This is a genomic window from Streptomyces platensis (assembly GCF_008704855.1).
Lineage (GTDB): Bacteria > Actinomycetota > Actinomycetes > Streptomycetales > Streptomycetaceae > Streptomyces > Streptomyces platensis.
Map to the genome: position 1 here is coordinate 6,907,705 of NZ_CP023691.1, position 20,671 is coordinate 6,928,375.

The window sequence follows — 20,671 nt, forward strand, 5'->3', positions numbered from 1 at the left end:
GCTCTCTATGCTCGGCGCGTCCGATGCAGTCCGTGGTACGAGCCGCCGCACGCCAGGAGCCCGGATGACCTTCAATCTCGCGACCGCCCTTCGGGAGTCCCGTCTTTCCCACCCCGGCAAACCCCTGTGCCACATAGGTGACCTGACTGTCACCTACGACCGGGTCGACGAGGCGTCCGGCAGGGTCGCGGCCACCCTGCGGGGGCTCGGCCTCCGGCGGGGCGCCAAGGTCGCCGTCCAGCTGCCCAACGTGCCGCAGTTCCTCTTCACGTACTACGGAATCCTCAAGGCGGGACTGGTCATGGTCCCGCTCAACCCTCTCCTGAAGGCCCCCGAGATCGCTTACCACCTCCAGGACTCCGAAGCCGAACTCCTCATCGCCTACGAGGACTTCGCGGCCGAAGCGGTCAAGGGGGCGGAGCTGGCCGGCGGCGTCGGGACCTATGTCGTCCACCCGCCCGGCAGCGACCGGCGGATCGCCGGAACCCGTCCGTACGACGAGCTGTACGCCGCCGACGACACCGGCGAGATGGCGCCCACCAGCGCCGACGACACCGCCGTTCTCCTCTACACCAGCGGCACCACCGGCCGCCCCAAGGGCGCCGAGCTCACCCACTTCCAGCTCCATATGAACTGCACCGTCTCCGGTGAGCTGTTCGGGTTCCGTCCCGACGACATCAGCCTCGCCGTGCTGCCGCTCTTCCATGTCTTCGGCCTCTCCAGCGTCCTCAATATGGCCGTACGCCACGGCGGCACCCTCGCCCTGGTGCCGCGGTTCGAGACCGGCGCGGTCCTCGACGCCCTCGAACGGCACCGCTGCACGGTCTTCGCCGGCGTCCCCACCATGTATGCGGCCCTCTTGCAGGCCGACACCGGCACCCGGGACCTCGGCGCCCTGCGGGTCGGGGTCTCCGGCGGTGCGGCGATGCCCGGCGAGGTGATCCGCGCCTTCGAGGAGAAGTTCCCCGGTGTGGTGATCCTGGAGGGCTACGGGCTTTCCGAGACGGCCAGCACGGCGACCTTCAACATCAGCGCGGAGCAGCGCAAGGTGCTCTCGATCGGCAAGCCGATCTGGGGCGTCGAGGTCCGGGTCGTCGACGCATCGGGCAACGAACTGCCGCCGGGACCCGAGCATGTGGGCGAGATCCTCGTCCGCGGCCACAACGTCATGAAGGGCTACTACCGCCGCCCCGAGGAGACCGCCGAAACGCTGCGCGATGGCTGGCTGCACACCGGAGACCTCGGACACCGCGACGAGGACGGCTACTTCTTCATCGTCGACCGCAAGAAGGACCTCGTCATACGGGGCGGCTACAACGTCTATCCGCGCGAGGTCGAAGAGGTCCTGCACACCCACCCCGCCGTCGCCGAGGCCGCGGTCATCGGCCGCCCCGACGACCGGCTCGGCGAGGAGGTCGTCGCCGTGGTCAGCCTCAAGCGGGGCACGACCGCCACCGCCGAGGACCTCACCGCCCACTGCAAGGAACGGCTGGCCGCCTACAAATATCCCCGCGAGATCCGCATCGTCGCCGAACTGCCCAAGGGTCCCACCGGCAAGATCCTCAAGAAGGCCCTGCGTGCCGGGTGACCCGGGCGGCCGCCGGGCCGTACCCCCGGAGGAGCCCCCGCCGTCGCGCCGGGCCGCTCGTCCGTGCCGCCGCTCCACGCCGATTGTCAGTGGTCCGTGCGAGGCTGTGGAGCATGGGAATGACACCGGACGGGCGGCTCGTTCCGCCCCCGCACGCCGATGAACGCGCCATGCTGGAGAGCTGGTTGGAGTTTCACCGTGCCACGCTCCCGCTGAAGTGCGCGGGACTGGACGACCAGCAGGTCCGCCTGACCTCGGTGGCCCCGTCCACCATGACGCTGCTGGGCCTGGTCCAGCATCTGGCGGAGGTCGAACGCAACTGGTTCCAGCGGGTGTTCGCCGGCCAGGACATACCGCCGGTGTACGAGGCGGAGAAGGGCGACGGGTTCACCCTCGCCCCGGACCGCGGCATCGACGAGGCGCTGGCCGACTGGCGCGCGGAGGTCGCCCGGAGCCGTGAGCTGATCGCCACCGCTTCGCTCGACGATTCGGGCACGCTCTCGGAGCGGGAGGCCGGTTTCGTCGGCGACCAGAGGGTTTCCCTGCGCTGGATCCTGGTCCACATGATCGAGGAGTACGCACGCCACAACGGGCATGCGGATCTGCTCCGGGAGCGCATCGACGGCGTCGCGGGCGCCTGAGGACGGCGGGCTTCGAGGGGGGAGGGGCCGCCGGATCCCGCTGTGCGATGACTGCCATGGCTACCCGGGCGCGCCGGCCGGGCGGCCGTGGCGCACCGCAGAAAACCGGGCCGGAAAAATGGTTGGCGCCGACGCGCGGGGCCGGTCTACAGTCGCAGCGTTCGAGCGGACGGCCCGAGGCTGTCCTCGTGGCCTGTTGAGATACGCGGAGGTGAGTACTGATGACTGTCGTTGCGCAGGGCGCTGCCCGCATCCAGAAGATCATCAACTTCCTCCCTGTGGTCTCCGGCTGACTCGACCTCACTTCTTCGCGCGCCTCTCGCGCGCACAGCCGGGACCGCTCCTTCTCGAAGGGCCATCCCGTTGTTCGACCTCGAATTCTCCGCTGCGCACCCGCTGACCCCCTATGGCTGGGACGACGGATTCGCGCGGAGCTTCACCCCCTTTGCCGGGCAGGGGCTCGTGCCCGGCCGTATCGTCCGCGTGGACCGCGGGCGGGTGGACGCCGTCGTGGCGGACGGCGACGGCATCCGGACCGTTCTGGCCGACACCGCGCTGGTGGCGACCCGTGACCCGATGCGGGTGCCGTGCACCGGCGACTGGGCCGTGCTCGACCTGGAGAACGGACGCAGCGGCGACCATGTCGACGGCGTCGTACGGGCGTTGCTGCCGCGCCGGACGGCGTTCGTGCGGTCGACCTCGTCGAAGCGGTCCGAGGGCCAGGTGCTGGCCACCAACATCGACCACATCGTCATCTGTGTCTCGCTCGCGGACCAGTTGGACCTCGGGCGGATCGAGCGGTTCCTCGCGCTGGCGATGTCCGGCGCGGGGGATACGGGGCCGTTGCACGACTCCGCAGTGACCGATGAGGACGGCGCGCAGCCGGTGGTCGTGCTGACCAAGGCCGACCTGGCCGGGGACCCGGCCGCTCTGGCGCATCTCCTCGAGGACGCCGAGGCCACCGCGCCCGGGGTGCCGGTGCTGGCGGTCAGTTCGGAGACCGGCGACGGGATCGATGTGCTCGCCGCCGTGCTCGCGGGCAGGACGTCCGTACTGCTCGGACAGTCCGGTGCGGGCAAGTCCACGCTGGCCAACGCCCTGCTCGGGGAGCGCCTGCAACGGGTCCGGGCCATCCGGGACCGGGACGGCAAGGGCCGGCACACCACGACCACCCGGGACCTGCGGGCGCTGCCCGGCGGCGGGGTACTGATCGACACCCCCGGGCTCCGTGGCGTCGGGATGTGGGATGCCGAGTCCGGGCTCGCCCGGACGTTCTCGGAGGTCGAGGCGCTGGCCGAGGAGTGCCGCTTCCACGACTGCGCACACCGGTCGGAGCCGGGCTGTGCCGTCCAAGAGGCCGTGGAATGCGGTGAGTTGTCCGCCCGGCGGCTGGAGAGCTACCGGAAGCTACAGCGCGAGAACCAGCGCATCGTGGCCAAGACGGACGCCCGGCTGCGCGCCGAGATCCGCCGCGACTGGAAGCAGAAGCAGGCCCTGGGCCGGCATCTGATGGAACGGAAGCGGGGGCCGCAGCGCTGAGATGACAGGCGGGGAGGGCCGCCCGGGGCCGGGGCCGCCCGGGGGTGCCCTCCCCACCTCCAACGCCACGTCCGATTTCCGCCGGCCCGGCGCCTCGGGCCCGGCGCAGACTGGGGGCGTGAGGGACGACGAGGCCAGGTACGAAGCGGTGACCAGCCGGGACGCGCGGTTCGACGGGGAATTCTTCTTCGCCGTGGTGACGACCGGTATCTACTGCCGGCCGAGCTGCCCCGCGGTCACTCCCAAGCGGGTGAATGTGCGGTTCTTCCCGTCGGCCGCCGCCGCGCAGGCGGCCGGGTTCCGGGCCTGCCGCCGCTGCCGGCCGGACGCCGTACCGGGGTCCGCCGAGTGGAATGTGCGCGCCGACCTGGTCGGCCGGGCCATGCGGCTGATCGGGGACGGCGTGGTCGACCGAGAGGGCGTCGGCGGGCTGGCGCGGCGGCTGGGCTACAGCCCGCGCCAGGTGCAGCGGCAGCTGACGGCGGAGCTGGGCGCGGGCCCGGTGGCGCTGGCGCGGGCCCGCCGGGCGCACACCGCGCGGGTGCTGCTCCAGACCACCGCGCTGCCGGTCACCGAGCTGGCGTTCGCGGCCGGTTTCGCCAGCATCCGGCAGTTCAACGACACGATCCGGGAGATCTACGCGGGCACGCCCAGTGAACTGCGGGCGGCGGCCGGGAACGGGGGTGCCGCCGCCCGCCACACCGCCGCGGCCGGTCCCGGAGCCGCGACCGGCCCGGAATCCGGCTCCGCAAGCCGCTCCGCACCCACCGGCATTCCGCTCCGGCTCGCCTACCGCGGACCGTACGCGGCCGCCGAGATCTTCGACTTTCTCCAGGTACGGGCGGTACCGGGGGTCGAGGAGACCCGCGGCCCCCGCGGCGGGCGCACCTACCGCCGTACGCTGCGGCTCACCCATGGCAGCGGTATCGCCGAGGTCGACGAGCCCGCCGGGCCGCGCCGGCGGCGTCGGCCACCGGCGGGGCTGGTGTGCCCGGCGGCTCGCGGTACGGGCGGCGGCTGGCTGGAGTGCCGGCTGCGGCTGACCGACCTGCGGGATCTGTCGACGGCCGTCCAGCGCCTCCGCCGGCTGTTCGACCTGGATGCCGACCCGTACGCGGTCGCCGAACGGCTCGGCGCCGATCCGCTGCTCGGCCCGCTGGTGGCCGAGCGGCCGGGCCTGCGGTCACCCGGGGCCGCCGACCCCGGGGAACTGGCGGTCCGGACCGTGCTGGGCGGCCCACCGGAACGCGCCGCCGCGCTGGTGCGGACGTACGGCACACCGCTGGACGTGCCGGACGGCGGGCTCACCCATCTCTTCCCGGCACCCGGGGAACTGACCGGCGCGGAGGTCGCGGAGCCGCTGCGCACCCTGTGCACCGCACTCGCCGACGGCACCCTCACGCTGGACGCGGGCGCGGACCGCGGCGCCGCCGAACGCGCCCTGGCCGCCCTGCCCGGCGTCGGCCCGCGCACCGCCGCGTACCTCAGGATGCGGGCGCTGGGCGACCCCGACGTGGGGAGGCCGGCGGAGGCGGATACGGAGCGCGGCGGGACGGCGGGCCCGGGTTCGGCGGGCCCGGCCGCTTGGCGGCCCTGGGGTGCCTACGCCGTGCACCATCTCTGGCGCGCGGGGCTGCTGCCGACGGGCGTGATGCCGTGGCCGGGTGAGGTTCCTGGACCGGGCGAGGCCGCCGGGCCGGGTGAGATCCCTGGGCCGGGCCCGGGCCAGATGCCCACGCCCCGCGAGACGTCCGGGCCGGGGGAGTCGCCGTCGGCGCCCGAGTCACCCCCGTACGCCCTGGCCGGCCGCGCCGGGTGACGCGTCAGCCCGCCACCACGGCCCCGGTCCAGGCGCCGACGACCAGCAGACAGGCGAACAGCTCGACCAGCACGCTCAGCCCGATGGCGCGCAGGGCCGTACGGGTCGAGGCCCAGGCGTCGCCATGGCTGCCGAGCCGGATGCGTTCCAGCAGGTAGAGACCGCCGACCGAGCCCAGCAGGCCCCCGATGACCGGGATCACGAAGAAGCCCACGATGCCGGCCACCCCCGCCAGGAACAGCGCCCGGTACGGGGTGCCCACGGCCCGCAGATCGCGGGCCGGCAGCAGCCACTTGACCACCTGATTGAGCAGCAGCACGGCGGTGGCGGACATCAGCACCACCCAGGCGAGCCCGGACTTCTCGGACAGCGTCCACCACATGACGCCCGCCCAGACGATCAGCGGCCCAGGAATGCCGGGCACCAGCACCCCGAGCAGCCCGAGCAGCATCACCAGACCGGCCGCGACCAGCTGCCACACACTCACGCGCCGGCCTCACTCCCGGCGGGCGCACGCCCCGTGACGGCTCGTACGCTGCACACTCTCATGGGCCCAGCGTGCCGGAAGCGGCCCGGAAGCGCTTCCCGGCGGGCGGGCGGAGTACGGGAGCCGGGGCACGGGGCCCGGGGAGCGCGAGGGACGTCCCCGCCGCACCGAAGCCGCACCGGCCGTCGCCCCCACCACCCGGCCGGCCCCCGGCAACCCAGCAACCCTGCCCACCCCCGGGCCCCAGCCACCCCCCTCCGATGACATGAGCTGATCACCGCCCCCCGACCGGTCACCCTTCAGGGCCCGACCGCCCGGTGGACGCTCTTTCGCGCCCTGTTGAGGGGGCGGCCGCGCAGGGACAATACGGCGCATGAACCAGCAGGGGGCCGGGTGCGGCCAGGAGGACGACTGGTGGCGGCAGTTGTACGGCGAGGGAGGCGGCGACGACGCACCGGGACGCGCCGCGGTGCGCGATGCCGGGCCGTCCGACGCCCCGGACACCCTCGATGACCGGGTCGCCTCGGCGCTCCGGGCGGTCGCCACACCACGGCGCCCGGCGCCGGCACCCCAGCCGCCCCCGGCCCGCCCCGCGCCCTCCCCGCCGGCGCCGATCCCGCTCCAGGCCACGGGCCCCCGCCCGGCATCCCCCGCCCGCCCGGCCGCCCCATCTGCGCCTCAGACACCCGGCGACACCCCCGCACCAGCCCCCACCGGGCTCCCGGCCGACCGCCCGCCGCCGTCCGAACCCGAGCTGGGCACCCTGCCCGCAGCCGACCCGGCCGCCCTCGACGAACTGGTGCCGGACACCGCTCTGGACGGCGCCCGGTACGGCTCGCTGACCCTGCTCGCCGCGTCCCGGCGCGGCGACCTCGCCCGCCACCGCGGTGACGTACGCCGCGACGCACTGCTCACCGCCCGCTTCGGGGCCGGCCGGCACGCCCTGATCCTGGTCGCCGTCGCCACCGGCCGGCCCGCCGGCGAGGGCGCCCATCGCGCCGCCCACGAGGCCTGTGCCCGGATCGGCAGCGCGGTCGGCCGCAGTTACACCCGACTGGCGGAGGACATCCGTACGGACCACCGCAGCGCCCTCAAATCCGGGCTTCAGCGGCTCACCGACCGCAGTTACGGCAGGCTGCGCGGCCGGCCCCGCGAGCCGGACGCCGCAGCGGAGCGGTACCCGCCCGCGCTGCGCTGTCTGCTGCTGCCCGCCGACCCGGACTGCCGTACCCGGGTCTTCTTCGGCATCGGCGCGGGCGGCCTCTTCCGGCTCCGCGACGGCGACTGGGAGGACTTGGAGCCCGCGGTGCCGGACCTGACCGTGAACGGGGGACCGGACGGCACCGGCGGACGGCCGCGTTCCGCCGCCGGCCGGTCACCGGCCGACGGCCCGGACCGGCCCGAACCGTTCCTCTTCCGGACGGCCTTCGCCCGTCCGGGCGACACTCTGCTGCTGTGCAGCGCCGGCCTCGCCGAGCCGCTCCAGCAGGAGCCCGCGTTCGCCGCCCGGCTGGCCGGACAGTGGTCCGCCGCCGAGCCTCCGGGACTGGTGGCCTTCCTGGCCGCCGCGCAACTTCGGGTGGCGGGCCACTCGAAGGACCGTACGGCCGTCGGGGTGTGGGAGGCGTAGCGGCGGGCAGACGCGGAGCCGGAGCGCGGGCGGGTAAGGAGCGGCGCAGCGGAGGCGGCCCCGGGCACCCCATGGGTACATGGGACAAGGCCCTGGAGGTTCCCGGGACGGGGCCCACCGCGTCAGCGGGCCGTCACCCACCCGCCGCACACCCGTCGAAGGAGCGACAGCGACATGGCGAAGCAGACCGTGGCCGAGCAGTTCGTGGACATCCTGGTGCGGGCAGGGGTGCGACGGCTCTACGGCGTCGTCGGCGACAGCCTGAACCCGGTGGTGGACGCCATCCGCCGGAACTCCGCGATCGACTGGATCCAGGTCCGGCACGAGGAGACCGCCGCCTTCGCCGCCGGGGCGGAAGCGCAGCTCACCGGCTCCCTCGCGGCCTGCGCCGGGTCCTGCGGCCCCGGCAATCTGCACCTCATCAACGGCCTGTTCGACGCCCACCGTTCGATGGCCCCGGTCCTCGCCCTGGCCTCGCACATCCCCTCCAGCGAGATCGGCACCACCTTCTTTCAGGAGACCCACCCCGACCGGCTGTTCGTCGAGTGCAGCCACTACAGCGAGCTGATCTCCAGCACCCAGCAGATGCCGAGGGTGCTCCAGACCGCGATCCAGCACGCCATCGGGCAGAGCGGCGTCGCGGTCGTCTCCCTCCCCGGCGATGTCGCCGCCGAACAGGCCCCCGAGCGCGCCATCGAACACGCCCTGGTCACCGCGCGCCCGTCCGTCCGCCCGGGAGACACCGAACTCGACGCACTGGCCGCGATGATCGACGAGGCCGACAAGGTCACGCTGTTCTGCGGCAGCGGCACGGCGGGCGCGCACGCCGAGGTGATGGAGTTCGCCGAGCGGGTGAAGTCCCCGGTCGGACATGCGCTGCGCGGCAAGGAGTGGATCCAGTACGACAACCCCTACGACGTGGGCATGAGCGGCCTGCTCGGCTACGGCGCGGCCTACGAGGCCACCCATGAATGCGATCTGCTGATCCTGCTCGGCACGGACTTCCCGTACAACGCGTTCCTGCCCGATGACGTCAAGATCGTCCAGGTCGATGTCCGGCCCGAACACCTGGGCCGCCGCACCACGCTCGACCTGGCCGTCTGGGGCGACGTCCGCGAGACGCTGCGCGGTCTGATCCCCAAGGTCCGGCCGAAGGAGAACCGCAAGTTTCTCGACCGGATGCTGAAGAAGCACGCCGAGGCACTCGAAGGTGTGGTCAAGGCCTACACCCGCAAGGTCGAGAAGCACACCCCGATCCACCCCGAGTACGTCGCCTCGGTCCTGGACGAAGAGGCCGCCGACGACGCCGTCTTCACCGTCGACACCGGTATGTGCAACGTCTGGGCCGCCCGCTACCTCACCCCCAACGGCCGCCGCCGGGTGATCGGTTCGTTCAGCCACGGCTCGATGGCCAATGCGCTCCCGCAGGCGATCGGCGCCCAGTTCATCGACCGGCGGCGGCAGGTCGTCTCCATGTCGGGCGACGGCGGATTCTCGATGCTGATGGGCGACTTCCTCACCCTGGTCCAATACGACCTGCCGGTGAAGGTGGTGCTGTTCAACAACTCGTCGCTGGGCATGGTGGAGCTGGAGATGCTGGTCTCCGGTCTGCCGTCGTACGGCACCACCAACCAGAACCCGGACTTCGCGGCCATCGCCCGCGCGGCCGGGGCGCACGGCGTCCGGGTCGAGAAGCCCAAGCAGCTGCGCGGCGCCCTGCGCGACGCCTTCCGCCACAAGGGCCCGGCCCTGGTCGACATCGTCACCGACCCCAACGCCCTCTCCATGCCGCCGAAGATCAGCGCCGAGATGGTCTCCGGCTTCGCCCTGTCGGCCGGAAAGATGGTGCTGGACGGCGGAGTCGGCCGCATGCTGCAAATGGCCCGCTCCAACTTGCGCAACATTCCCCGGCCTTGAGGGACGTCCGGTAATTCCTGGTGCGCGCACGGACTACAGGACAGCCCTCAAGGTTTGCGGGGCAGGGACCCGCAGCCCTAACCGAACGGGCCGTCCACGGTGAAACGGCGCAGCTGACGGGCGAACGCCTCGGCCTCGCCCGGCGGCCACGAGGACAGGCTCGCCATGATGTGCGCGGCCAGCCGCTCCCGCAGCTCGGCCACCGCGCGTTGGCCCTGCGTGGTGAGGACGAGCAACTGCGCGCGCCGGTCGGCGGGATCGGCCTCGCGGCGGACGAGGCCGGCGGCCTCCAGTCGTGAGGCACGCCGGGTGACGCCGGAGCGGTCGACCCCGACGTCGGGCGCCAGGTCGGCCGCGCTGCGAGGCCCGGTCCGGGCGAGTGCGCTGAGGACCGGGTACGTCAGTTCGTCCACCGCCTCGCCCATGCCCTCGGTGAGCTGCTGGTGCAGCTGCGTGCGGGTGGTGCGCCTGAGCAGGATGCCCAGCGCCGCTGCGATCTCATGTCCTACCTCGTTCTCCACCTCACCAGAATAGCGTGCACAACGCACGCGTCTGCTGCTACAGTGCAGGAGATGCGTGCGTAACGCACGCACTTCTTCCGTGATTGAGGGGACTCCCATGACGCGCACCGGTTTTATCGAAGCCGCCCTGAACGACCTGCTCTTCGCCCGCGACATCACCGTGCAGGAGGCCGCCGACCGCCACTTCGCCCCCGAGTACCGCCAGCGCACGGACGGCGAGTGGATCGACCGCGCCGGGTTCGTCGAGCACATCACCCACCTGCGCACCCTCGTCGCCGGGGGCCAGGTCCAGGTCCACGAGGAGCTGTACGACGGCAGCAAGTACGCCGACCGGCACACCGTCCACATCACGAAGAAGGATGACTCGACCGTGCGCATGGAGGTCTATGTGTTCGCCGACTTCGCGCCCGACGGCCGCTTCCGCCGCATCGAGGAGACCACCCTGATGCTCCAGGGCGCCGACACCGACCGCAATATGGGCAGCGCGCGCTGAGCTCCGGCCCGCGATCGGTGCCGCGGCCTCGCCCGCTCCCTCACCGCGCGCGGACGGTCTCGTTCCGCTCCGGGTGCTGAAGGGCGTTCACCAGCCCGGCGATCAGCTGCGCCCGCTCGGCCATGGCGTCGATCACCACATACTCGTGATCGGCGTGGGCACCGCCCCCGACCGCCCCCAGGCCATCGAGGGTGGGCACCCCCAGCGCGGCCGTGAAGTTGCCATCGCTTCCGCCGCCGACGGCCACGGCTTCGATCCCGGGGAGCAGCTGCTGCGCCACCGCGAAAAGTCCGGCCGCCGCCGACTCGGGCATCGGCGGCCGGCCGACGGCGCCCGTCACCGCGATCTCGGCCTCGTCGAGATGCGGAGCAAGTGCCGCGAAGGCGGCCTCGATTCGCTCCTTCTCCCCGGCCGATTCGACCCGGACATCGACGGTGACGGCCGCCTCCGCGGGCACGACGTTGTCCAGGGTTCCCGCGGCGGCGACCGTCGGGGTCACGGTGGTGCCGATGTCGGGCCGGCCGAGCGCCGCGATATCCAGCACCTGGTGTGCCGCCTCGATCAGGGCATTGACCCCGGCCGCCGGTTCCAGGCCCGCGTGCGACGCCCGGCCCGTGATGGCGACATGGAACGTGCCGCAGCCCTTACGGCCGGTCTTGAGGGCCCCGCCGTCCGCGGCACCTTCACCCACCAGTACGGCGCCGCAGGCGAGGGCGCGCTCCTCGATGAGAGCCCGGGAGGAGTGGGAGCCGACCTCTTCGTCGGCGGTCACCAGGATCTCGACGCCCGACCGGTCCTCGATCATCGCCACGCCATGGATCGCCTGCACCAGCCCGCCGAGCATGTCGAAGACGCCGGGCCCGGTCGCCCGCCCGTCCGCGACCGTGAACGGCCGGCGCGCCAGCGTGCCGAGCGGGAACACCGTGTCGTGGTGACCGAGGATCAGGACGGTCGGATCGCCGCCGCCGGACCAGTGGACATGCGGCCCGGCTTCGCTCTCGACGAGGACGGCCTGCCCGCCGAGCCGGCGCTCGATGACAGCGGCAACAGCCTTGGCCGACGCCCTCAAGGCGTCCAGATCGCGGGAGGGGGATTCGACCTCGACGAGCGTCCTGAGGTCCTCGATCATCGCGTCGATGTCTGCGTCGACGGTCCTGTGCGGCGTCACGCCGCAAGGGTACGTCGAACGCCGTGCCGGAACGGGCTCAGCTGCCCCCTCCTCGCATCTGGCCCAGGGTTCAGCCGACGTCCTTGGCCTCATTGCGCGGTCTCTAAACCACACTTATCCCCGAAAAGAGTGAAATGTTAGCAAACTCTCTAAGGATGGGGCCGTACGCGCCGAAGGGAAGTAACAGGAAGCGGCAGTGAGCCGCTTGGAGCGATCGGGAGATTGTTATGTCACGGATCACGCGGGTGACAGCTATTGCCGCTCTCGCGGCAAGTACTTGCCTGGGTGGCATGTCGGCAGCGTTCGCAGACAGTGACGCGGCCGGCGGCGCAGCCAATTCGCCGGGAGTGGTGTCGGGCAACGCGATTCAGGTCCCGATCCACATTCCGGTCAATGTGTGCGGCAACACCATCAACATCGGGGGGCTGCTGAACCCGGCCTTCGGTAACACCTGCCTCAACGGTCACATCGAGCGCCGGGTGGAGGTGCACCGTCACCACCACGTCACGCACCACCACCACATCAAGCACGCCAAGAAGAAGCACCACGTCAAGAAGCACCACAACAAGAAGCACCACCGCCCGTCGGGTGGCGTGCACACCGGCGGTGGCGGCCTGGTCGACGTCGAGCGCTAGGCCGCTCGCTTGGATCGTCTGATCGTTGCAAGCGTGCGTGCACCGCGCCGCGGACCCGGCTGACGCCGATAGGGGTCCGAACCGCGCGGTGTGGAGGCACTCCACGCTCACGCATGCTCACCGGCACACGGCCGGGGTCCCGTTCCACGGGGCCCCGGCCGGCGCGTTGTCCGGCGCCTTCCCGCATGTCCGGTCCGCCGCCGGACCGAACGCCCGGGCTCACCCGGCAGGCGGATGCTGCGGCCGGAGCCGGAGCGTCAGGATCTGGAACGGGCGCAGCTCGACCGTCACATCGGACGTCGGGCCTTCCTCCTCCTCGTGCAGCGGACGCTCCAACAGGTCCGTCACGGTGGCGTGTGCCACGGGGAAACCGGGGGAGACGGTGCCGGTGGCACGGCCGCCGTGGGACTCGTACAACCGCACCACCACATCGCCGCTGCGGTCCTCGGCGAGCTTGACCGACTCGACGGTGACGGCCGGGTGGTCGACGCGGATCAGCGGGGGGACGGGCGGCGCGTCGGCCGTCCTGAGGGGCAGGTTGAGGGCCAGGCCCTCCGCGACCGTGTCCCCGACCCCGGCGCCCGGCAGCAATGCGTAGGTGAAGCGGTGGGGGCCCTGATCGGTCTCCGGGTCGGGGCTGTGCGGGGCGCGCAGCAGGGTCAGCCGTACCGTCGTGCCCAGGCCCTCGGGGTGCGGGGTGCGGGTCACGTCATGGCCGTAGGTCGAGTCGTTGAGCAGCGCGACGCCGTAGCCCGGCTCGGCGACCCGCAGCCAGCGGTGCGCACAGATCTCGAAACGGGCCGCGTCCCAGCTGGTGTTGGTGTGGGTGGGGCGGTGTACGTGGCCGAACTGGATCTCCGAGGTGGACCGTTCGGCGTGTACATCCAGGGGGAAGGCGGCCTTGAGGACCTTTTCCGATTCGTGCCAGTCGATGTCGGTGGTGATGTCGAGACGGTGTGAGCCGGCGCGCAGCGTCAGCTCCTGGGTGATCCGGGACGCACCGAACGCCCTGGTCACCCGGACCGTCGCGGACAGCGGCCCGGCCGTGGCCAGCTCCACGGCCTCGGCGTCGGTCAGATCGGTGTGCCGGCGGCGGTAATGCCGGTCGAGGTCCCAGGCGTCGTACTGGGTGGGGTGATCGGGGTGCAGCTGGAGCAGATTGCCGCGGGCGCCCGGTGCCAGCACCTCCCGTCCGGCGTGCAGATCGCGTACGGAGGTCAGCAGGCCGTCGGCATCGACGCGTACCCGCAGCAGGCCGTTGTCGAGGGTGAGGGTGCCTTCGGCGCCGGTCTCCGCCCGTACGGCCGGCGGCGGTGGTGTGGGGGAGTCCGGGCCGGGCGGGCGGACGGGCGCCGAGCCCAGCGCGGGTACATGGACCGCGACGGCGGCCGGCCCGCCCGATTCCGGGCCCGACGCCGGCAGGGCGACGATCTCGTCCCGGGCGTACGGCGAGGCGTTGAACACCGTCGGCACGTCGGCCGCCACGGGCCCGGAACCCTCCAGCGCCCCGAGCGCCGTCTCGATGATTCCGGTCAGCTCCGCCTCGACCGCCGCATACGTGGCCCGGGCCTCGCGATGGACCCAGGCGATGGACGAGCCCGGCAGGATGTCGTGGAACTGGTGCAGCAGTACGGTCTTCCAGAGGCGGTCGAGGGCGTCGTACGGGTAGGCGTACGACGCGTCGGCGCCCGCCCGTACCGCCGCCGTCGCCGCCCACAACTCCGCCTCGCGCAGCAGATGTTCACTGCGCCGGTTGCCCTGTTTGGTCTTCGCCTGCGAGGTGTACGTACCGCGGTGGAACTCCAGGTACAGCTCACCCGACCAGACCGGCGCCGCCGCCCCGTACTCCTCATGGGCGGCCTCGAAGAACCGGGCCGGCGGCTCGATCTCGACCCGGGGTGAACCCTCCAGGGACCGCAGCCGGCGGGCCCGCTCCAGCATCTCGCGGGTCGGTCCGCCGCCGCCGTCACCCCAGCCGAAGGGGACCAGTGAGCGGGTGGCGCGGCCCTTCTCGGCGAAGTTGCGGGCGGCGTGCGCGAGTTCACGGGCGTGGAAGCGGGAGTTGTAGGTGTCGACCGGCGGGAAGTGGGTGAAGACACGGGTGCCGTCGATGCCCTCCCACCAGAAGGTGTGGTGCGGCATCTTGTCGGTCTGGTTCCACGACAGCTTCTGCGTCAGAAACCACTTCGCCCCGGCCAGCCGGGCCAGCTGCGGGAAGGCGGCGGTGTAGCCGAACGAGTCCGGCAGCCAGATCTCCTCGGTCTCCACCCCCAGCTCCTCCAGGAAGAAGCGCTTGCCGTGCACCAGCTGCCGGGCCAGCGCCTCACCGCCGGGCATATTGGCGTCGGACTCCACCCACATCGAGCCGACCGGCGCCCAGTTGCCCTCCCGTACGGCCTCCTTGATGCGTTCCCAGATGTGCGGCTGGTGCTCCTTGACCCAGGCGTACTGCTGCGCCTGCGAGCAGGCGAACACCAACTCCGGGTATTCTTCGGCGAGTTGGGTGACGTTGGCGAAGGTGCGGGACGCCTTGCGCACGGTCTCGCGCAGCGGCCACAGCCAGGCGGAGTCGATATGGGCATGCCCGGTGGCCGAGACGCGATGGGCGCTCGCGGTGGCCGGACGGCTCAGGACGTCCGCCAGCGCGGCCCGCCCCGCGGCCGCCGTGCCCCCGACGTCGTGCAGATCCAGCGCGTCCAGCATGTCCTCCAGGGCCCGCAGGATCTCGTGCCGGCGCGGGCCGTCGGCGGGCAGTTCGTACATCAGCTCCGACAGCACCTCGATGTCCAGGATCAGCTGCCAGACGGTCTCGTCGAGCACCGCGAGGTCCGCCGAGGCGAAGCGGTACAGCGGCCGGTGCGGAGCGGTCCGCACATCGCCGAGGTCGGTGGGGCGGAAGTCCCGCAGCACCGCCGGATTCGCGGCGGCCTCCAGCAGCAGCCGCACCTCCTCGCCGCCGCTGACCGGCGCGCCGACGGGAAAGTGCCGGTTGCGCGGATGGATGCCCTTGAGCGGCACCCCGTCGCCGTCGTAGAGCAGCCCCTCGGCCTGGAACCCGGGCCCGTCGCCGCTGAAACCGGGATCGATGACGGCCTCCACCCGCCGCCCCGCCCACTCCTGCGGCACCTCACCCGCCAGCCGGAACCAGCTGGTGGACCACGGCGGCCCCCAGGGCTCGCCCACCGTGAACGGCTCGTACGTGGCCCGCAGCGCCTCGTCCACCGGCACCGGTTCTCCGGGCGCGTGCCAGACGGCCAGCCGCAGGGGCACCCGCGCCGCGTACTGCGCGGGCCTGATGAACTGCCCCAGCGCCCGCTCCAGGCGCCCCTCCACCAGCAGTCGGTCGTCGTGCACGGCGGCTCCTCACGCTCGTACGGCCCACGCACCGGGGCGCGGGCGGGCTGCCCCCGGCGGCAACCGGGGGAGTGCTCCCTCGTGTCCGGGTGCGGCCGGGGTTTCGCGACAGGCTCGGGGTCAGGCATACCCACTGGGGCCCGGCCCGGCCCACCCGGCGCGCGGGCGGCGCCCCTGCGACGTGGCGCGCGGAAGCATGGCGGCAGATCGGATGGGCATGCTGACCGTGAGGCTGTTCGAGGCAGAGCGCCGAGGTTCGTTGGGGGCGGGGGAGAAAATGCGTCAGCCTGTGCGGCGCGAGGAACGGGACAGAAGGCAGGAAACGGCCGAGGGGGGCCGGAACGGGGGGACCACCGCGCGAGCGCCACGAGTGCTGGAGCGGAAGGTGCGGCATGCGGATCTGAAGGCGGTCGGCGAGGTGCGCCGGGAGCTGCGCCAGCTGCTGAGCCGCTGGACGGTGCCGGGGGGCGGCGAGCTCGCGGAGGTCGCGACGCTGCTCACCAGCGAGCTGGTCACCAATGCCCTGGTGCATGCCGAGGGCGGCGCGGTCGTCACCGCCCGGGTCAGCGACCGGCTGCGGGTGGAGGTCCGGGACTTCGTCCCCGGACGCCCCGAGCCCCGCCCACCGACCACCGACGGGACCTCCGGCAGGGGGCTGATGCTGGTGCGTTCCTTAGCCGACGCATGGGGGATACGCACCGAGAGCCTCGGGAAGAGCGTGTGGTTCGAGCTGGGCGGCGGACCGGCCTGACCCATGGGCGGGGGCGTCGGTCGGCGCGGTCCGCCACCGGTCAGCCGAATTGCCGTTCGATCTCGGCGAGTTTCTCCTCGAGGGAGTCCAGACGGGGAATCGTCTGGGTGTCGTCCTCGGCAGTGAGATCCACGGTCCGCGGGGCCCCGGCCGGAGCCCCGGCACCCTCGGCCTCAGCGCCCGCCACGGCCTTGAGAGCCGGGCGGGAGCGCACCGGCGACTCTCCGGTGAGCAGCGGCTGCGGGGTACCGGCTATGGCGGGGTCCGGGCCGGCCACCTCCGCGGCCGCCGCCTGGGGCACCGCCAGTTGCCGGCCGCCGGCCCGGCCGAGGCCCCAGCTGCGGTGCTGCCGGTTGATGGCCTTGATGCGGGCCCGGTCGAGCTTGCCCTGCTCGCGCCGGCGGTGCCGGTTCTGCTCCTTCTCCCGCCGGTCCTCGCGGACCTCCTCGACCGCCTCGTCCAGCGTCCGTACGCCCTCCAGCAGCATCAGCGACCAGGCCGCGAAGGTCTCGCGAGGAGCCCGCAGCCAGCGCACGATCCGGATCTGCGGCAGCGGCCGCGGCACCAGGCCCTGCTCGCGCAGCGCCGCCCGGCGGGTCTGCTTGAGGGCCCGGTCGAAGAGCACCGCGGCCGACAGCGACATCCCGGCGAAGAACTGCGGTGCGCCCGCGTGCCCCAGGCCGCGCGGCGCATGCACCCAGTTGAACCACGCCGCGGCGCCCGCGAACGTCCACACCAGCATCCGGGAGCCGAGCGCCGCATCGCCGTGGCTGGCCTCCCGTACGGCGAGCACGGAACAGAACATCGCCGCACCGTCGAGCCCGAACGGCACCAGATACTCCCAGCCCCCGGAGAGGTTGAGGTTCTGCACGCCGAAGCCGACCAGCCCGTGGAAGGACAGCGCCGCGGCGACCGCCGCACAGCAGAACAGCAGCAGATAGGAGGCCGACGCGAAGACGGTCTCCTTACGGCGGCGTCGCTCCTCGCTGCGCTCCCAGGAGTCCTCACCGCCGGACCGCGCCGCCGCCCGCTTCCCCCGCACCACCAGCGCCGCGGCCGCGAACACACCGACGAGCAGCAGGGCGCCAGGAACCAGCCAGTCCAGCGATATATCGGTCATTCTCATTCTGGGATCCCTTTGCCTCGGGTACGCGATTCGCGCGACATCCTGACGGACCCCACCCCGGTAACCGAGGCATTCGGAACAAGAAGACGCCAAGGGGTGCGATGAGGCCACCTCGACATCGAACTACTCTTCGATGAAGGGCGGTTGTGTTCGAGCGAAGCCGCTCTGTCAGGTGACGTGCGTACGAGGCGGAGCATTGATTCGTGGCTGCGTACCGTGCTGTGGGGTGGTCTCGCCGAGCATGACGTGCGTCCGATGGGTGACTGGCTCTGGGCATACTGCGCTCGTGGCGCCTGCTCATGCCGGCGCACAGGGGGGTGAGCGGCCCTGACGGCGTGCCGGAGCTTCTGGCCGGTGAGCCGGACAGTACAGGCACCCCGCCGGCATCGACGGAGCAGGAACGGCACCGCGAACGTAACCCCGGTATTCGTTGAAGATGTTGCGTTCAAGGGGCTTTGGAGCACTCGGGGATCTCCGTCGGTGTCGCTCTGCGCCGAGGTAATCCTTTCTGCGCGTTTTTGGAATTAATTGCGCATTCAAACTTGACAGTTGATCTCCGCCTGGCACGATGGCCATCAGTGCTGGCTCTTCGTCAACCGAAGCAATTCCAGCCACTTCACCGGGGGTTCATGTGAATGACAGGGATTTGGCGGCATATCTCAGGGATCTCGGCGTGGCCCGCCGGGAAGCCGAGGTGTTCTCGGCGCTGTTACAGGCCGGGCGGAGCAGTGCGGGGAATCTCGGGGAGCTGCTGGGGTGGGACCTGGCGGAGGTGGAGGAAGCCGTCGGGCGGCTGATTGACCTGGGGCTGGTGGTCGCCGGTGGGGCCGACAGCGACGCCCCGCTGTCGCCCACGGAGCCCAGCATCGCGCTCGACCGCCTCGTGCACATCCGGTCGGCCGAGGTCCGGGAGGCCCAGCTGGCCGCGCTGCACGCCTACCGTGACTATCGGCGCTGCACCGGTGCGCAGACCACCGATGATCTCGTGGAAGTGGTGACGGGACCGCAGATCGTGGATCGTATCTGGCAGTTCGAGAAAGCGGTTGAGTCCGAAGTGGTCCGCTTCGATTCCCCGCCGTATCACACGGACGGCGGGGCGAATGACGTAGAGGTGGAAAACCTCGAACGGGGCGTGGAGTACCGCGTGGTGTATTCCAGCTCCGCGGTGCAGAACTGTACTTACTATGCGGTTAATATCGAGCCGTGTATTGCCGCGGGGGAACAGGCCCGGGTGCTGTCGGCGGTTCCGGTCAAACTCACCGTCTTCGACCGGCGGCTGGCGATCGTATCGATGTCGTCCGTCGAGGCGGAATCCAATGAGGCGCTGCTTCTGGTGCGACCGTCGAGCCTGCTGACCGCGCTCCTGGGGCTGTTCGAGACGGCATGGCGGTCCGGCCACCCCATGCACCTCAGCGCACAGGTGCCGCGCGCGCTGCGTCCCGTCCAGCGCCGCATCCTGGAGCTGATGGGGACGGGAGTTACCGACGACACCATCGCGCAGCTGCTGGGCATCAGCCGCCGCACCCTCTCCCGTCACACGGAGCGGCTCTACCAGCTGGCCGGCGCGACCAGCCGGTTCCAACTCGCCCTGCACGCCGCTCGTAAGGAGTGGATCTGACGGAATCCCGGCCCGTCAGGGAGAAGTCAGGGAGAAGCGGGGGGAAGCGGGCGCGGGTGCGGGTTGCGCATCTGTGCCACTGACACAGCTGTGTCACCACTGCCCTTGAGCAGCCGGTACACCAAGGGGTGCCCGCGATTTCCGGGCTCCCGCATCCCCCTTGGAGTAGCTGTGCCCCTGCGCATATCGAGGCTCGCCACGGTCGTCGCCCTCTCGACAGCGGTCCCCCTGCTCGCCGGGTACGTGTCCTATGCGGAGGACGCGTCGCCCGTTGCCACCGTCCGCACCTCCGGCCATGCCCTCCCCGGCCGGTACATCGTCGTGCTCAAGGACCATACGCTGTCCCCCCGTTCGGTGAAGGACGAGAGCGACCGCCTCGTGAAGGCGCACGGCGGCGCCGTCCGGCAGACCTACGGGACGGTGCTCAAGGGCTATGCGGCCGCGATGAGCGCCGATCAGGCGCGCCGGGTGGCGGCCGATCCCGGTGTCGCCTACGTGGAGCAGGACGTCGAGGTCCGTGCCTCCGCCGTCCAGAGCAACCCGCCGTCGTGGGGGCTCGACCGGGTGGACCAGGAGTCCCTGCCGCTGGACAGGAGCTACTCGTACGCCACGACGGCGAGCGACGTCACGGCGTATGTCGTCGACACCGGTATCCGCACCTCCCACAGCCAGTTCCAGGGCCGGGCGTCCGTCGGGGCCGATGAGGTGGGCGACGGCCAGAACGGTCAGGACTGCGCCGGTCACGGCACCCATGTCGCCGGCACCGTCGGCGGTAAGGACTACGGCGTGGCCAAGGGGGTCAAGCTGGTGTCCGTGCGCGCGCTGAACTGCAGCGGCAAGGGCTCGTCGTCGTCGATCATCGCGGCCGCCGACTGGATCACCGCCCACGCCCACAGGCCCGCCGTGGTCAATATGAGCATCAACGGCAGCAAGAACAGCAGCGAGGACAGCGCGATCAAGAAGTCCATCGCCTCCGGGGTCACCTGGGTCGTCTCCTCGGGCAACGACGGTGCCGACGCCTGCAACAACTCTCCCGGCGACATCGCCGCCGCCCTCGTCGTCAACAACGCCATGTCCGACGACCGGCGCCGATCCGACTCCAACTACGGCTCCTGCACCGACCTCTTCGCCCCGGGAACGGGCATCGTCTCGGCCTGGAACACAGGGGACACGGACACCCACAGCCTTACCGGCACCTCGATGGCCGCACCGCATGTGACCGGCGCCGCCGCCCTCTACCTCTCCGCGCACCCGGACGCCTCCCCGGCGGAGGTCCACCAGGCACTCCTCGACAACGCCACGGAAGGCAAGGTCTCCGACGCCGGCGGCGGGAGCCCCAACCGGCTGCTCTTCACCGGCGGCCTGGGCGTGCGGTAACGCCTGC

General features: G+C 71.8%; 15 protein-coding genes and 1 pseudogene. 11 read left to right on the forward strand and 5 right to left on the reverse strand.

Going from position 1 to position 20,671, the window contains the following annotated elements; translation table 11 throughout:
* Window positions 1-64 precede the first annotated feature (64 nt).
* The 4 genes from CP981_RS30460 (at window position 65) to CP981_RS30475 (ending at window position 5,587) form a co-directional block, all read left to right on the forward strand.
* Window positions 65-1,588 (forward strand): long-chain-fatty-acid--CoA ligase, encoded by a 1,524-nt coding sequence (locus tag CP981_RS30460; protein ID WP_085923876.1) that lies wholly within the window; start codon window positions 65-67, stop codon window positions 1,586-1,588.
* 113 nt (window positions 1,589-1,701) lie between these two features.
* On the forward strand, window positions 1,702-2,229 hold the full coding sequence (locus tag CP981_RS30465) for a DinB family protein (RefSeq protein ID WP_085923877.1): 528 nt from the start codon (window positions 1,702-1,704) through the stop codon (window positions 2,227-2,229).
* Window positions 2,230-2,592: 363 nt separating this feature from the next.
* Window positions 2,593-3,768, forward strand: coding sequence for a ribosome small subunit-dependent GTPase A (gene rsgA / locus CP981_RS30470; protein ID WP_085923878.1), 1,176 nt, complete (start codon window positions 2,593-2,595; stop codon window positions 3,766-3,768).
* Window positions 3,769-3,886: 118 nt separating this feature from the next.
* On the forward strand, window positions 3,887-5,587 hold the full coding sequence (locus CP981_RS30475; protein ID WP_085923879.1) for a DNA-3-methyladenine glycosylase 2 family protein: 1,701 nt from the start codon (window positions 3,887-3,889) through the stop codon (window positions 5,585-5,587).
* A 4-nt stretch (window positions 5,588-5,591) separates the two neighbouring features.
* On the opposite strand, the gene CP981_RS30480 is transcribed toward CP981_RS30475, so the two are convergent.
* Window positions 5,592-6,074 carry a DUF456 domain-containing protein gene (locus tag CP981_RS30480; RefSeq protein ID WP_190838577.1) on the reverse strand — a complete coding sequence of 161 codons (483 nt, stop codon included), beginning with the start codon at window positions 6,072-6,074 and terminating at the stop codon, window positions 5,592-5,594.
* A 373-nt stretch (window positions 6,075-6,447) separates the two neighbouring features.
* Here CP981_RS30480 and CP981_RS30485 point away from each other — a divergent pair, with 373 nt between their 5' ends.
* A complete protein-coding gene (locus CP981_RS30485; protein ID WP_085923880.1) occupies window positions 6,448-7,704 on the forward strand; it encodes a protein phosphatase 2C domain-containing protein in 1,257 nt (418 codons plus the stop codon).
* Window positions 7,705-7,878: 174 nt separating this feature from the next.
* Window positions 7,879-9,621 carry a pyruvate dehydrogenase gene (locus tag CP981_RS30490; protein ID WP_085923881.1) on the forward strand — a complete coding sequence of 581 codons (1,743 nt, stop codon included), beginning with the start codon at window positions 7,879-7,881 and terminating at the stop codon, window positions 9,619-9,621.
* A 77-nt stretch (window positions 9,622-9,698) separates the two neighbouring features.
* Here the strand turns inward: CP981_RS30490 and CP981_RS30495 are convergent, their stop codons facing one another.
* Window positions 9,699-10,142, reverse strand: a complete 444-nt coding sequence (locus tag CP981_RS30495) for a MarR family winged helix-turn-helix transcriptional regulator (RefSeq protein WP_085923882.1) — start codon at window positions 10,140-10,142, stop codon at window positions 9,699-9,701.
* 97 nt (window positions 10,143-10,239) lie between these two features.
* Here CP981_RS30495 and CP981_RS30500 point away from each other — a divergent pair, with 97 nt between their 5' ends.
* Window positions 10,240-10,635: a nuclear transport factor 2 family protein gene (locus CP981_RS30500; protein ID WP_085923883.1), complete on the forward strand. Its 396-nt coding sequence runs from the start codon at window positions 10,240-10,242 to the stop codon at window positions 10,633-10,635.
* 40 nt (window positions 10,636-10,675) lie between these two features.
* On the opposite strand, the gene CP981_RS30505 is transcribed toward CP981_RS30500, so the two are convergent.
* On the reverse strand, window positions 10,676-11,764 hold the full coding sequence (locus CP981_RS30505) for a M20 family metallopeptidase (RefSeq protein ID WP_085923884.1): 1,089 nt from the start codon (window positions 11,762-11,764) through the stop codon (window positions 10,676-10,678).
* A gap of 266 nt (window positions 11,765-12,030) precedes the next feature.
* Between CP981_RS30505 and CP981_RS38900 the strand changes: the two are divergent.
* Window positions 12,031-12,267, forward strand: a pseudogene (locus tag CP981_RS38900) (chaplin); the annotation flags it as partial.
* A gap of 390 nt (window positions 12,268-12,657) precedes the next feature.
* Here the strand turns inward: CP981_RS38900 and CP981_RS30515 are convergent.
* Window positions 12,658-15,792, reverse strand: a complete 3,135-nt coding sequence (locus CP981_RS30515; protein ID WP_085923886.1) for an alpha-mannosidase — start codon at window positions 15,790-15,792, stop codon at window positions 12,658-12,660.
* A gap of 385 nt (window positions 15,793-16,177) precedes the next feature.
* On the opposite strand from CP981_RS30515, the gene CP981_RS30520 reads away from it, so the two are divergent.
* Window positions 16,178-16,543, forward strand: coding sequence for an ATP-binding protein (locus tag CP981_RS30520; RefSeq protein ID WP_356948489.1), 366 nt, complete (start codon window positions 16,178-16,180; stop codon window positions 16,541-16,543).
* Window positions 16,544-16,583: 40 nt separating this feature from the next.
* Here CP981_RS30520 and CP981_RS30525 read toward each other — a convergent pair whose 3' ends face one another.
* Window positions 16,584-17,669 carry a DUF2637 domain-containing protein gene (locus CP981_RS30525; protein WP_085923887.1) on the reverse strand — a complete coding sequence of 362 codons (1,086 nt, stop codon included), beginning with the start codon at window positions 17,667-17,669 and terminating at the stop codon, window positions 16,584-16,586.
* A gap of 646 nt (window positions 17,670-18,315) precedes the next feature.
* Between CP981_RS30525 and CP981_RS30530 the strand changes: the two genes are divergently transcribed.
* The gene (locus CP981_RS30530; protein ID WP_244329853.1) at window positions 18,316-19,287 is read left to right on the forward strand and encodes a LuxR C-terminal-related transcriptional regulator; all 972 of its coding nucleotides are present in this window, start codon (window positions 18,316-18,318) and stop codon (window positions 19,285-19,287) included.
* Window positions 19,288-19,458: 171 nt separating this feature from the next.
* The gene (locus CP981_RS30535; RefSeq protein WP_244329854.1) at window positions 19,459-20,664 is read left to right on the forward strand and encodes a S8 family peptidase; all 1,206 of its coding nucleotides are present in this window, start codon (window positions 19,459-19,461) and stop codon (window positions 20,662-20,664) included.
* Window positions 20,665-20,671: the final 7 nt, after the last annotated feature.